The sequence below is a fragment of the Bacillus cereus genome (assembly GCF_015071065.1).
Lineage (GTDB): Bacteria > Bacillota > Bacilli > Bacillales > Bacillaceae_G > Bacillus_A > Bacillus_A cereus_BA.
This window is the reverse complement of record NZ_VOVA01000009.1, coordinates 25,805-38,172: the sequence shown is the minus strand read 5'-3', so window position 1 is coordinate 38,172 and position 12,368 is coordinate 25,805. Positions and strand designations below refer to the sequence as shown.

Here is a 12,368-nt window from a genome sequence, read left to right as displayed (position 1 = left end):
ATTTACGATAGTTGTTTTTCGTTTGAACGAGAAAATAGTATTTCCAGCAAAATAGCCATTACAGATCCAAGAACGAGACCGTTACTCAAAAAGGATGCTAGAAATGGTGGTAACGTAGAAAACGCTCCTGCTGGAATGAACATAACTCCAACTCCTGTAAAAATTGAAAGACCTGCTACTTTAAATAATCGTTCTTTATTTTGTACAGTGTCGTATTCACGAAAAGCGAGACCAATCATGCTTGCGAATACAGGATAAATAGCAGCATATCCAACTGCGACGGGGATTGCTGCAAAAAATGAAGTAATCTTTGGGAATATACTAACGAAAATAATAAAGCTTGACCCTAATATAAATGGAAGGCGCTTATAAATATTTGTCGTTGCAATAAATCCTGCGGATCCAGAAATGGCAACAGGACCAATGGCTGAAAATAGGCCGCCTAGTAATTGATTTATTCCTGTTATAATGCCAGCTTGTTTGAAGCGATCTGGGGCGGCATCTTCTTCATACTTAGAAACAACCTTTTGTACAACACGAATACTTGCTAACATATTTGTTAGAAGTAATAGTGTGACGAAAACTACCGTAATTGCCATGTTCCATTCAATGCGAGGCATTCCGAAAACAAATAGAGATGGAAGACGAATTATATCTGTCACAGGTGTTACTGGATTAGATAATCCGAAGCACGCGAATAATATCCAGCCGCAGACGATACTGAAAAGAACGGAATATTGTCCAATAATAGGTAGCTTCATAATGAAAAAAGATAGTAAAATAACAATGAGTGAAAGAATAAATACCTGTGGCTGTACTTCTGTATGTTGTCCATCAAGGCCAAACATCCCTTTTAAGAAGGAGCCACTAAGTTGTGCGACAAGAAGGAATAAATACGTTCCAATTACTGTAGGTGTAAAGTAGCGAACTAGTTTATCGATAAGTCCAAAAACACTAAGAATAATACAAATAATTCCGCTTAGTAGGAAAGCGTACTGAAGGACCTTAAGTGTTTCATTGCTTGATCCAAATAGTACGACGCCTAAACTTGCATACAGGGAGAAAATTCCCCACCAAAGGCCTGCGGGACCTTCTTGAATAGGAAGTTTATGCCCAAATATAGCTTGCAGTAGGCCGGCAAAACCGAGAACAAATAATGTTCTTTGTACAAACGCGATAGCTTCAGTGCCATCAAGGCCGTAACTAGTTGCGACACTAATTGGTACAATAAGACTCCCAGCTAAAATAAATAGTGCCCATTGTAAGGCAGAAAGAAATAGCTTCATTATATCAACCTCTTTCATAGATTCCGTTTCTAGTATATAGGTATTTCATTTCCTTTGGCAAAGATTGTAGATAGAGAAAAGAGTTGAAATATAATATGAATGCACGTAAGCAATTATGGATAGCAGTTATATGTATGACATTTGTTGTAATTCTAGGGACGCTAGGATTTATGACAATTGAAGAGATTAGCTTGTTTCAAGCATTTTGGATGACGATGATTACTGTATTAACGGTCGGATATGGTGATGTAGTGCCTGTAACACAGGCAGGGAAACTTTTTGCGCTCCTTATTATACCTGTTGGTGTCGGGATCGTTACGTATGCAATGGGGGTAGTGGCAGCTATGATCATTGAGGGGAATTTATTTCATGCAGTGCGGAGGAAGAAGATGGATAAACAAATAGCACAGTTACAAAATCATATTATAGTATGTGGTTGCGGTAGAGTAGGGCTTCAAGTTGTACATGAATTACAGGAAAAGAAAATTCCATTTGTAGTTGTGGATAAAGATGAAAGTATATTGGAGCAGGAAAAACTTTTATATGTACATGGAGATGCAACTGAAGACCAAGTATTACATAATGCTGGAATCTCAAGGGCGGCTGGTCTAGTTGCCATTGTAGCAAACGATGCTGAAAATGTATTTATTACGTTAACCGCACGAGGACTGAACGATGCAATTAAAATTTTAGCAAGAGCTGAAAAGCCAGAAACAGAAGAGAAATTACGACGCGCTGGTGCAAATAAGGTTGTTAATCCATCTAGTATGGCGGGAATTCATATAGCGAAAGGTATTGCGAATCCGTTGACAGTTCATTATATTGATACAGTGTTGTATGGAATAGAGCAATCATTTGTAATTGAAGAGATTCAAGTTGGAAAAGGTTCTATCTTAGCCAGTAAATCGTTAATAGAGAGTGATGTGAGAAATCAATTTGATGTAACGATTTTGGCGATTTTAAGAGATGGGGATATTATCCATAATCCAACGGGGCAGGAAAAACTGCAAGAACATGATATGATAATAGTATTTGGTTCAGTAGAGAAACTGGGGCAATTTGAGAAAGAACTACAAAGTAAGAGGTGACAAGGAATGCAAGTATCTAGCGATAAGGTTTTAAATAAAATGGCGAGTGAAATTGCAAAGGCAAAAAGTAGTGAAGGACAAAAATCAAAAGAGCATTTATTAGTTGTGCGTGCATTATGTGATTTATTATTAGATGAACAAGTTGAGCCTGCTACGTATAGAGAACCACAAGTTCAATCACAAGTAATCGGATCCCAGCCTATAACGACAGTTCAACCGGTTATGCCAGTTTCTGGAGAACCTGTGTATATAAAAGAAGAAGGTGCAAATGGTAATTCTTTATTTGATTTTTAAGGATTAAATCGTTTGGATTATATGTGAAAATTGCTTATGATAAAAATAAAAAGGGGAATTAAGATGAAAATTTTCTTTTTACTAGGTTGTATTGCAGCGGGGCTATCTGTTGCATTAGGGGCTTTTGGAGCACATGGTTTAGAAAATAAAATTTCTGCAAAAATGTTAGAAGTGTGGAAGACGGGCGTTACATATCAAATGTTTCATGCAGGTGGCTTATTTGTAGTTGCTCTATTAATGGACAAAATGCAATCATCACTTTTAAGCACTGCAGGTTGGCTTATGGTAGCTGGGATTATTATGTTCTCAGGCAGTCTTTATGCATTAAGTACAACAGGTATTAAATTCTTTGGCCCAATTACACCTCTTGGTGGTGTGGCGTTTATTGTGGCGTGGATTTTAGTCGGAACTGCAGTTGTAAAAGGGTTATAAAAAACAAAAGCTGGCATTTGCCAGCTTTTTTTTATGGTCTTGGAGCATAAGTCGCTTGTTGACCAGGTAAATACGTAATTTCTCCTGGGAATTCTACATAATCTAAATAAATCATTAGTAGTAAAAAGCGCTTTCCAGATTTCGGCTCACTAATAACGATATGGTCACGGCCAGCTGCCTCGATAATCCCTGTATAAGATTGTGTACCGAGCGAGCTACCACGTTCATAAGTCATTACAACTGTAGCTGGCTTACCCTTATTTAAACGAAGGATATTTTCAATATACGATTGCTCTAGTGGCAACATACCTTGAGAAACTGCCAATTGAGCCTGAGCAGCTTGTTGTTGCATTGCTTGTTGCTGTTGCTGCTGTTGCTGCTGTTGTGGGTTCATCTGTTGCGGTTGTACATAAGTTCCAGATGGTTGATAAAAACCTGTTCCATAGTATGGATTTTGTTGCTGTGCCATTCAAAAATCCCTCCTCATTTTCATTCCTTAATATACGCTTGGACAATCCTCACCGGATGGTTGGAAGAAGCAGTGCTTTTTAAAACGTCCAGAGTTTTGTTGGTCATACCAAGTTGGTGGGCAAGGACCTTCAGGTCTGAAAAACCATAAAGCGAAATTTGCAGGCCAAAAACGTTGTCCTTGAATGGTACGCCTTGCTAAGGCAATGTCTTGTTCTCGTGCTCGTTGATAAAAGTACCCTTTTTGAGTAGCTTCAAAACCACCAGGATTTTGATAAACCATCTGACGTAAGTTCCGTACTTTTTTAAAATCCAAACAATTTCCGCGGACACGATTTACACCGACATTTCCAACCATTAGCATGCCTTGTTGACCTTCTCCTTCAGCTTCGGCACGCATGAGTCTAGCTAATAACTTTACATCTTCTTCTGTATGCGCGATAACACCCATTATGTGTCACCTCTCTTTTTGGAATACCCTTCGGAAAGAGGTTTTTTCTAGATGAAGTGTGGAACAATTACTAGTTCATACGTATGAGAAAAAGGACTCAGATATGACAACCAAGCAAAGTTTTACATTTTGAGAGGAAAAGAAAAAAGCTAGCGTGGGCTAGCTTTTTTTATCATTAAAATACTTTAGACCATAAGTTTGAGAAGAAATCACCAACGGAGCGCATTGTTAACACGAACCAATTTGCTTTTTCTACTTCTTCTGTCGTTTTTGCAGCAACTTTCATACTTTTATTTCCGTCTAAGAAACCGTATTTATCAGTTGATTCTAAAACGATTGAACCTACTTTTACATCTTTCTTAATAGGAGCAACTAAATGTCCATCTTCAGCAAGCGATTTATCTACTTCAGCTGAAATTTTGTAAGATGGTTTGCTACCTTTTGCAGTAACTACTGTCACTTCTTTTTCTGGTGCAACTGTTACGTAGTCTTCTTTTCCTTTTACTACAGAAATTTTGTTATTTTTATCTACTTTTAATTTCTGTTTTTCGAAGTTATTAAATCCATATTCAATTAATGCGCGAGATTCTGTGAAACGTTCGTCCATTGATTTCGTTTTAATAATAACAGAAATAAGACGTAAATCACCGCGTTTTGCTGTAATAGTGAATCCATATCCAGCGGTATCAGAACTTCCTGTTTTTAAACCATCTGCTCCTTCATAAGAGAAAGCAGCACCTGGTAACATCCAGTTCCAATTTTCCATACGAATTGGTTTCGGATGATTATCTGGGAAGTTTCTAAATCTTTGTTTTGTATCCTCTAGCATTTCTGGATACTTTATAATAATTGTTTTTGAAAGAATACCCATATCGCGGGCTGACATGGAGTTTTCTCCATTCGGATCAGTTCCTTCAGGATGTTTTCCTTTTAAGTCAGCGTTGTTTAACCCAGTAGCGTTTACAAATTTATATTTCTTTAACCCTAGTTTTTTCGCATGTTCATTTGCAAGATTTAAGAAGTTCTGTTCACTTCCTGCAAGTAATTCTGCTAAAGCAATACTAGATCCATTCGCAGAGAAGATAACGATAGAATGATATAATTCTCTTACAGTATATTGGCGTCCCTTTTCGAACGGTACGTTAGAGAATTCATTATTACGTGAAACTTCATAAGCGTAATCAGAAATATTTACTTTCGTATCCCAAGTGATTTTTCCTTCTTTAATTGCTTCTAATACGGCATAAACAACAATTAATTTTGACATACTAGCGATAGCTAGTAATTCATCTGGATTTTGTTCATGCAGTATTTTTCCTGTATCTGCATCAAATAGAAGTGCAGCAGCTGCCTCTATATGTATTTTTTCTTCCGCATGGGATGTTGTTACTCCTAAGGAATAAAATGACAATAGAGACGCTAGTAAAATAGACAAGATTTTCTTCATATACATTATCACCTTCGCATCGTTATTAGCATATAGCTCGTACCATTTTAGCATAAATTTGGATGTGAAGAGGTTACAATCTTACAAGAAATTTGAAAAGAATTTGGCGATTTTTGTTCGAATTTGCAGAGAAAAGAAGGTTTTTGCAGGTAAATGTAGAGGGTAATACAAAAAAGGAACGAATTTCGTTCCTTTTTTATATTATATGTGTAAAAATGTTGTTACTTTTTCGCTTGGTAAAATGTTTCCGACAAAGAATGTTCCAAATTCACCGTAGCGAGCACTTACTTCATCGAAGCGCATTTCATATATAAGTTTCTTAAATTGAAGAACATCGTCAGCAAATAATGTTACGCCCCACTCAAAATCGTCAAATCCAACTGATCCTGAAATAACTTGGCGCACTTTACCTGCGTACTGGCGACCAATTTTGCTATGACTGTACATAAGTTTCTTACGTTCATCCATAGGAAGCATATACCAGTTATCATTACCTTGGCGACGCTTATCCATTGGATAGAAGCAAATGTGATTTGCTTTCGGTAACTCAGGATATAAGCGAGCTAAGACTTGTGGGTTTTGGTATGGGTCTTCATCAGCTGGAAGATAGTTGCTTAGTTCAACAACAGATACGTAAGAATATGCAGGAATTAAATATTCAGCTAATGTTGTTTTATTTAATTCTGTTTCGATTTCATTTAACTCTTCCATTGTTGGACGTAAGATCATAAGCATAATATCTGCTTTTTGACCAACAACTGTATACATTGCATGACTGCCTTTTTTTGCAGTAGCTACTTCATTCCATTTTTCAACGACATTTAAAAATTCAGACACTGCTTGTCCGCGTTCGTCGCTAGATAATGTTTTCCATGCTGCCCAATCAATAGAACGTAAATCATGTAAACAATACCAGCCATCTAACGTTGTTGTTGCTTCACTCATTCTATTCACCTCAGTTAATGATATTTTACACGTTAACTATAGCATATATAGGATTAAAAACATCTAAATAAAGTTTGGGTGCATAAAACTGTCACATTTATATTTACTGGAAAACGGGAGAAAATAAGGATTAAGTAGGCTTTATTTCTCGGCTGAATTTTATGAAAATATAATCATTTTCATTTTATCTATTTTTTGGGAGCTATAAGTTTAAAATATAGCTGAAAAGAAGTATTCTTAAAGGTAGAGTTTTTAACATTTGTAGGAGGGTTTATTCGTGAGCAATTTATTTACAGCAGTAAAAGAAAAAGTTCAAGGAAAAGGCATTTCTATCGTACTTCCTGAAGGAACTGATGAAAGAATTTTAGGCGCTGCAGAGCGTTTAGCAAAAGAAGAGCTAGTAAAACCAATTTTAGTTGGTAATAAAGAAGAAATTAGCGCAAAAGCTGCTAGCATGAACTTAACATTAGCAGGCGTTGATATTTACGATCCAGCTACATACGAAGAGATGGATGCAATGGTAGCATCTTTCGTTGAACGCCGTAAAGGTAAAGCAACAGAAGAAGATGCTCGTAAAATCCTTAAAGACGAAAACTACTTCGGTACAATGCTTGTATACATGGGCAAAGCACAAGGTTTAGTAAGTGGTGCAGCTCACTCTACAGCTGATACAGTTCGTCCAGCACTTCAAATTATTAAAACAAAACCAGGCGTTACAAAAACTTCAGGCGTATTCATCATGGTACGTGAAGAAGAGAAGTATGTATTCGCGGATTGCGCAATTAACATTGCACCAAACAGCCAAGATTTAGCTGAAATTGGTATCGAAAGTGCGAAAACTGCTGAACTATTCGGTATTGACCCACGCGTTGCTATGTTAAGCTTCTCTACAAAAGGTTCTGCGAAATCTCCAGAAACAGAAAAAGTTGTAGAAGCAACTCGCATTGCAAAAGAAATGGCTCCTGAATTAACTTTAGATGGAGAATTCCAATTCGATGCTGCGTTCGTACCATCTGTAGCTGAGAAGAAAGCTCCAGGTTCTACAATTAAAGGTGATGCTAACGTATTCGTATTCCCAAGCCTAGAAGCTGGTAATATCGGCTACAAAATCGCTCAACGCTTAGGTAACTTCGAAGCAGTAGGACCAATCTTACAAGGTTTAAACATGCCTGTAAATGATCTATCTCGTGGATGTAACGAAGAAGAAGTGTACAAGTTAGCTTTAATTACAGCAGCTCAAGCACTTTAATTCTATAGTAAATTAAAAATAAAAAAGACCACCCTATTTCTTTTGAAATGCGGGTGGTCTTTTTTATTTTTCTAAACCAAGTGCCTTATTATTACGGTCAATAATACGTTGTAAATTCGTCTCATATAAAGGAACTTCATCTACGGTTAGCTGAGATGGTGTTAACTTTGGAGCGAATTGTTGCAACGTTTTTAAAAGGCGCATCATTAAATCTTGCACTGTAATTGTTTCGCCAAGTAATTCAGATAGTGAAGCCATCGTACTCGGCACAATTTCAGGATACGTAAATCGTGTTTCTTCGCCTTGAATTGCTATGTTGTAAAAATCACGAACGAGTGCGGCACGCTCAGATCCGCTTCCTGTCGCACATAAGTAAATTTGTACAGCAACACCTCCGCGAATACGACGCTGAGAAATACCAGCAAATTTTTGATCGCGAATACTCAAATCATAGCTACCAGGACAATAAGAACCAACAATTTCTTTTGCCTCGATAGTAACATTATAATCTTTTAACATTTCCTGAATTAAATGCCACATCGTATCGTATCCAAGATCGATGTCGATACCTTTTTCTGTTTCTTGGAATAAAAGTGATATGTTTAAAACACCTTCATCAAGTACGACAGCAAGTCCACCAGAATTACGAACGATAACATTGAAGTCGTTTTCTTTTAAAAAGGAAATACCTTCTTCTAAATGTGGTAGGCGTGAATCTTGGATGCCAAGAACAATTGTATTGTGATGAACCCAAGAGCGCATTGTTGCAGCGGATAGACCATTTCCAATACTTGTGCATAACGTGTCATCCATTGCGAATGACTGAAGTGCATGGAAAGTTGGTCCTAAACTAGACTGATCCGCAATACGCCACTCTGGCTGAGATAAAATCGAACGGGAATTGCTCATATAACTAACCCCTTATCTATAAAGTGAAACTTTAATCAGTGGGGGTTTTGTTCATCCCCCACTGATTATTAGTTGAACCAATCGGGCATTTACGGGCAGTGGATCTCCCACATAACTTCTTTGCTCCAGCTGAATTTTGAGGTGGGGGTCTTACTGCCCGTTAATGCGGGATAAAATGACAACCTCTATTATAGCAAAAAATGAAGAAAGGGGTTTTCTCGGATATAAAGTGAAAGAATAAAAAGGATGCATTGCATGCATCCTTTTTATTCTGCAATTTTTTCTAAGTTACCGTTTCGATCCATGCGGAAAGATGTTTGTGAGCGTTCCTCATCATCCATTACTGCTAATTTACGAGCACGGTTCATAATATTCATAAGTGTTTCGTAATCCTCTTGTACAGTATGAGATTGTTGTTCTAATTTTTCTAGTTTCTTTTCTAGTTCTTCATTTCGCAAGATTTGCGCTTTAATTTCTTGTTTCAATCTCGTATTCTCGTTTTCAAGAGCGGTTACTTTTATATTTGAAGATCCAACTGTTTGTAAAAAGTAAATAACATCTTGCATTGTTATTGGGCTTTTTGGAGCAGGAACAGTCGGCTCTTGATATGGAATAGCTTCTGTATATTGAACAGCTGTTTCATATGGTAACGGTACGTGTTCTTCATAATCAGTTATCGCTCCTGAAGCTGGTGGTGTATAAAGCAAACGTTTTTTTGCCTGTTCACCGCCCGCAGCACGCATTTTATCTTTACGATGTTTTTTTGCTAGTTGAAGAGCTTGCTCATAGCTATAACGAACAACAGCATTCCAGCGGAAACCACAAGCGGCTGATGTACGATTTAATTGATCTCCAACTTCTTCAAATGCATTTAATTGTGTACTTCCTTCACGAACATGGCGGAGTACAGTTTCAGCAAGCAATAAATCATCCTCATCCGTCCAAGCATCTTGTCTTACTTTCATAGATTCAACTCCCTTTCTTTTTATGAACTTCCTATTTTTATAATGGGCAAAAAAAAGAGCTTTTATACAAAGCTTTTAAAAATATGGTAGATTTTAATGAAGAGAAGAAATTTTGCTTTGAATAATGGAAGCTTTTGAAGTAGAAAATATAAATAATAGGTAGCCTTATATAGGAATAGAGCCATATTGGGAGACTTGCAACGAGCCTCAAAGAGCGGTAAAATACCATTTAGTGTTTATTTTTGAATGTACTTGTGAAAAGTTTAAAATAGAGGAAGTGTTATATATAATGGGAAACGAATTTCGTGTGTGTGATGATTGTCAGGCAACGAACGTTAAAACGTTGATTCCGAAGTTAAAAAAAGTAGATTCATGTGCAACGATTGAGGTTGCATGTCAGTCTTACTGTGGCCCTGGTCGTAAAAAATCATTCGCGTTTGTAAATAATCGTCCAGTTGCGGCTCCAACAGAAGACGAATTAATTGTAAAAATTGAAGCAAAGTTAAATAAGTAAGAAAAAGAAGAGTGAACAGATTACTCTTCTTTTTTTATGTCCATAAGATAGCGCTGTGTATGAATTCGTATTTCAAAATAATGGTTGACAGTCTTTTGACGTGGTAGGTAGAATAGAAAGTGTCTGATTCTGAGAATCATTATCACGAGAATGTCAATTCACCTAATTTTTTTATTACTATTTGAGAATAAATTTCATTTTATTAAATATATGTTGTTGGTTAGGATGGTTGAGGGATGGAAGCGAGCGCAAGGAGTATAGAACAGCAAGATGTGAATGTTAAAGAGATTAAGAGCAGACCACTTGTTGCTTCTATTATTTTAATAGCGGGCACAATTTTGTTAGCTTTAAGCATGGCAGTTTCTATTTCGTTTGGTGCAGCAGATATTAGTTTAAAGACTGTTTGGCAAGCTGTATTTCAGTTTGATGGGTCTATAACGCATCATAATGTAATTCAAGAACTTCGCATGCCTAGAGCAATAGGGGGCGTAGTTGCAGGTGCCTTTTTAGCGGTATCAGGAGCAATTATGCAAGGTATGACACGAAATCCACTTGCATCCCCATCGTTAATGGGGATTACAGATGGGGCTGTATTCGGAATTGCAATTATGTATGCATTCTTCCCTAATTCACCTTATTTAATGTTTGTTATCGCATCTTTTATTGGAGCTGCGTTTGGTGCGAGCATTGTATACGGTGTGGGTTCCTCTTCACCAGGTGGATTAACGCCTGTGAAATTAGCTTTAGCTGGTTCAGCAATTAGTGCTTTATTAGGGGCAATTTCATCTGGAATTGCACTGTATTTCAACCTTGCCCAAGAGGTAAGTATGTGGAATGCAGGCGGTGTTGCTGGAGTGAAATGGCAAAGTATTAATATGTTAGTACCGATTGGTCTCGTTTGTCTCGCTATAGCAATTATGATGTCGAGATATATTACAATTTTAAGCTTTGGTGAAGAAATTGCGATTGGACTTGGTCAAAATACAACATTAATTAAATTTATCGGAATAGTACTTGTTCTTGTGTTAACAGGTTCTGCTGTATCTATGGCAGGATCGGTTGGATTTGTTGGACTTGTAATTCCGCATATGACTCGTTTCCTTGTAGGCTCAGACTATAGATGGGTTATCCCATGTTCTGCGGTCTTAGGTGGACTATTAATTGAATGTGCAGATATGTTATCTCGTATTATTAATCCACCATTTGAAACGCCAATTGGGGCAATTACAGCGCTAATTGGGGTCCCATTCTTCCTCTACTTAGCACGTAACGAAGGGAGAGGAAAAATGTGAGGACGAGCGTCTTAACAAAAAAGAACGTTTCTATTTTAACGATTTTAGTAGGATTAATTGTTGCTGTATTTTTAGTAAGCTTAAATACAGGAACATTTAAAATACCTCCAATAGATGTATTAAAGTCATTGGTTGGATTAGGTGCAGAAGATCAATCTGTTATTTTATTTGAATTTCGTATGCCACGTATGGTTATTGCTATATTAGTTGGTTCTGCATTAGCTATGTCAGGTGCAATTTTGCAAGGGTTATCACGAAACCCACTTGCTGATCCAGGTATTATAGGTATTAACGCCGGAGCGGGATTAACAGTTGTTGTATTCGTCTACTTTTTCTTTGGAAAAGTTGGAACTGGTACATTTTTATCTGTATTTATCCTGCCATTCTTCGCGCTAGTTGGTGCGATATTAGCAGCGGTTATTATTTATTTACTGGCATGGAAAGAAGGCGTTTCATCCACTCGATTAATTCTTGTTGGTATCGCTGTTGCAGCCGGATTTGGTGCTGTTAGTTTAATTTTTTCTATGAAGATGACATCGAACGACTTCCGTTTTGCAACGATTTGGTTGGCAGGAAGTTTATGGGGAACAGATTGGAAGTTCGTACTAAGTGTACTCCCATGGATGGTTATTTTCTTACCACTTGCCATTAGTAAAGCACACATATTAAATGTAATGAATTTAGGCGACTCTACAGCAGTTGGCCTTGGTGTAAACGTAGAAAAGGAAAGACGTAAATTATTATTTATTGCAGTTTGTTTAGCTGGTGCATCTGTTGCTGTTGCGGGCGGAATTGGTTTTATCGGTTTAATGGCTCCGCATTTAGCGAGACGCCTCGTTGGTGGTAAACATCAAATTATGTTACCAACAGCTGCATTAATAGGAACGTTCTTGCTTTTATTTGCAGATGTAATTTCAAGAAGTGTGTTACCAACTTCAGAAATACCGGTCGGTCTTGTTATTTCTGTAATTGGCGCACCATATTTCATATATTTACTTATGAGGACAAAATAAAGGGAGGCTTTTTGT

At 37.3% G+C, this 12,368-nt stretch carries 14 protein-coding genes; 7 read left to right on the top strand and 7 right to left on the bottom strand.

What is annotated here, in order from left to right:
* Positions 1–2: 2 nt before the first annotated feature.
* Positions 3–1,286 carry a purine/pyrimidine permease gene (locus FT637_RS20110; protein ID WP_193647885.1) on the bottom strand — a complete coding sequence of 428 codons (1,284 nt, stop codon included), beginning with the start codon at positions 1,284–1,286 and terminating at the stop codon, positions 3–5.
* Between the two features lie 95 nt (positions 1,287–1,381).
* Between FT637_RS20110 and FT637_RS20105 the strand changes: the two genes are divergently transcribed.
* From FT637_RS20105 to FT637_RS20095, 3 genes are all read left to right on the top strand, one after another.
* Complete coding sequence (locus FT637_RS20105) at positions 1,382–2,374, top strand: potassium channel family protein (RefSeq protein WP_193647807.1); 993 nt, start codon at positions 1,382–1,384, stop codon at positions 2,372–2,374.
* A 6-nt stretch (positions 2,375–2,380) separates the two neighbouring features.
* On the top strand, positions 2,381–2,668 hold the full coding sequence (locus FT637_RS20100; RefSeq protein WP_193647806.1) for a YwdI family protein: 288 nt from the start codon (positions 2,381–2,383) through the stop codon (positions 2,666–2,668).
* 63 nt (positions 2,669–2,731) lie between these two features.
* A complete protein-coding gene (locus FT637_RS20095) occupies positions 2,732–3,100 on the top strand; it encodes a DUF423 domain-containing protein (RefSeq protein ID WP_002016371.1) in 369 nt (122 codons plus the stop codon).
* Positions 3,101–3,131: 31 nt separating this feature from the next.
* Here FT637_RS20095 and gerQ read toward each other — a convergent pair whose 3' ends face one another.
* From gerQ to hemQ, 4 genes are all read right to left on the bottom strand, one after another.
* Complete coding sequence (gene gerQ / locus FT637_RS20090) at positions 3,132–3,569, bottom strand: spore coat protein GerQ (protein WP_193647805.1); 438 nt, start codon at positions 3,567–3,569, stop codon at positions 3,132–3,134.
* Between the two features lie 27 nt (positions 3,570–3,596).
* Entirely contained in the window at positions 3,597–4,019 is a 423-nt protein-coding gene (gene cwlJ / locus FT637_RS20085) for a cell wall hydrolase CwlJ (protein WP_000538152.1), read from the bottom strand.
* Positions 4,020–4,194: 175 nt separating this feature from the next.
* A complete protein-coding gene (locus FT637_RS20080; protein ID WP_193647804.1) occupies positions 4,195–5,472 on the bottom strand; it encodes a serine hydrolase in 1,278 nt (425 codons plus the stop codon).
* A 195-nt stretch (positions 5,473–5,667) separates the two neighbouring features.
* Positions 5,668–6,411, bottom strand: coding sequence for a hydrogen peroxide-dependent heme synthase (hemQ, locus tag FT637_RS20075; RefSeq protein WP_193647803.1), 744 nt, complete (start codon positions 6,409–6,411; stop codon positions 5,668–5,670).
* A gap of 277 nt (positions 6,412–6,688) precedes the next feature.
* Here hemQ and pta point away from each other — a divergent pair, with 277 nt between their 5' ends.
* Positions 6,689–7,660 carry a phosphate acetyltransferase gene (gene pta, locus FT637_RS20070; protein ID WP_002016367.1) on the top strand — a complete coding sequence of 324 codons (972 nt, stop codon included), beginning with the start codon at positions 6,689–6,691 and terminating at the stop codon, positions 7,658–7,660.
* Positions 7,661–7,723: 63 nt separating this feature from the next.
* Here pta and FT637_RS20065 read toward each other — a convergent pair whose 3' ends face one another.
* Positions 7,724–8,569, bottom strand: coding sequence for a biotin/lipoate A/B protein ligase family protein (locus FT637_RS20065; RefSeq protein WP_193647802.1), 846 nt, complete (start codon positions 8,567–8,569; stop codon positions 7,724–7,726).
* 266 nt (positions 8,570–8,835) lie between these two features.
* Complete coding sequence (locus tag FT637_RS20060; protein WP_193647801.1) at positions 8,836–9,534, bottom strand: RsfA family transcriptional regulator; 699 nt, start codon at positions 9,532–9,534, stop codon at positions 8,836–8,838.
* A gap of 289 nt (positions 9,535–9,823) precedes the next feature.
* Here FT637_RS20060 and FT637_RS20055 point away from each other — a divergent pair, with 289 nt between their 5' ends.
* The 3 genes from FT637_RS20055 (at position 9,824) to FT637_RS20045 (ending at position 12,353) form a co-directional block, all read left to right on the top strand.
* Positions 9,824–10,048 (top strand): DUF1450 domain-containing protein, encoded by a 225-nt coding sequence (locus FT637_RS20055; protein ID WP_000526075.1) that lies wholly within the window; start codon positions 9,824–9,826, stop codon positions 10,046–10,048.
* A gap of 236 nt (positions 10,049–10,284) precedes the next feature.
* Positions 10,285–11,340 (top strand): FecCD family ABC transporter permease, encoded by a 1,056-nt coding sequence (locus FT637_RS20050; protein ID WP_193647800.1) that lies wholly within the window; start codon positions 10,285–10,287, stop codon positions 11,338–11,340.
* Positions 11,337–12,353: a FecCD family ABC transporter permease gene (locus FT637_RS20045; RefSeq protein WP_193647799.1), complete on the top strand. Its 1,017-nt coding sequence runs from the start codon at positions 11,337–11,339 to the stop codon at positions 12,351–12,353. Before FT637_RS20050 ends, FT637_RS20045 begins: the two co-directional genes overlap by 4 nt.
* The last annotated feature ends 15 nt before the right edge of the window (positions 12,354–12,368 follow it).

Bases quoted from the DNA above. Each gene is read 5' to 3' on its own strand.
- FT637_RS20110 (WP_193647885.1), bottom strand. From the start codon at position 1,286: ATGAAGCTATTTCTTTCTGCCTTACAATGGGCACTATTTATTTTAGCT.
- FT637_RS20105 (WP_193647807.1), top strand. From the start codon at position 1,382: ATGAATGCACGTAAGCAATTATGGATAGCAGTTATATGTATGACATTT.
- FT637_RS20100 (WP_193647806.1), top strand. From the start codon at position 2,381: ATGCAAGTATCTAGCGATAAGGTTTTAAATAAAATGGCGAGTGAAATT.
- FT637_RS20095 (WP_002016371.1), top strand. From the start codon at position 2,732: ATGAAAATTTTCTTTTTACTAGGTTGTATTGCAGCGGGGCTATCTGTT.
- gerQ (WP_193647805.1), bottom strand. From the start codon at position 3,569: ATGGCACAGCAACAAAATCCATACTATGGAACAGGTTTTTATCAACCA.
- cwlJ (WP_000538152.1), bottom strand. From the start codon at position 4,019: ATGGGTGTTATCGCGCATACAGAAGAAGATGTAAAGTTATTAGCTAGA.
- FT637_RS20080 (WP_193647804.1), bottom strand. From the start codon at position 5,472: ATGTATATGAAGAAAATCTTGTCTATTTTACTAGCGTCTCTATTGTCA.
- hemQ (WP_193647803.1), bottom strand. From the start codon at position 6,411: ATGAGTGAAGCAACAACAACGTTAGATGGCTGGTATTGTTTACATGAT.
- FT637_RS20065 (WP_193647802.1), bottom strand. From the start codon at position 8,569: ATGAGCAATTCCCGTTCGATTTTATCTCAGCCAGAGTGGCGTATTGCG.
- FT637_RS20060 (WP_193647801.1), bottom strand. From the start codon at position 9,534: ATGAAAGTAAGACAAGATGCTTGGACGGATGAGGATGATTTATTGCTT.
- FT637_RS20055 (WP_000526075.1), top strand. From the start codon at position 9,824: ATGGGAAACGAATTTCGTGTGTGTGATGATTGTCAGGCAACGAACGTT.
- FT637_RS20050 (WP_193647800.1), top strand. From the start codon at position 10,285: ATGGAAGCGAGCGCAAGGAGTATAGAACAGCAAGATGTGAATGTTAAA.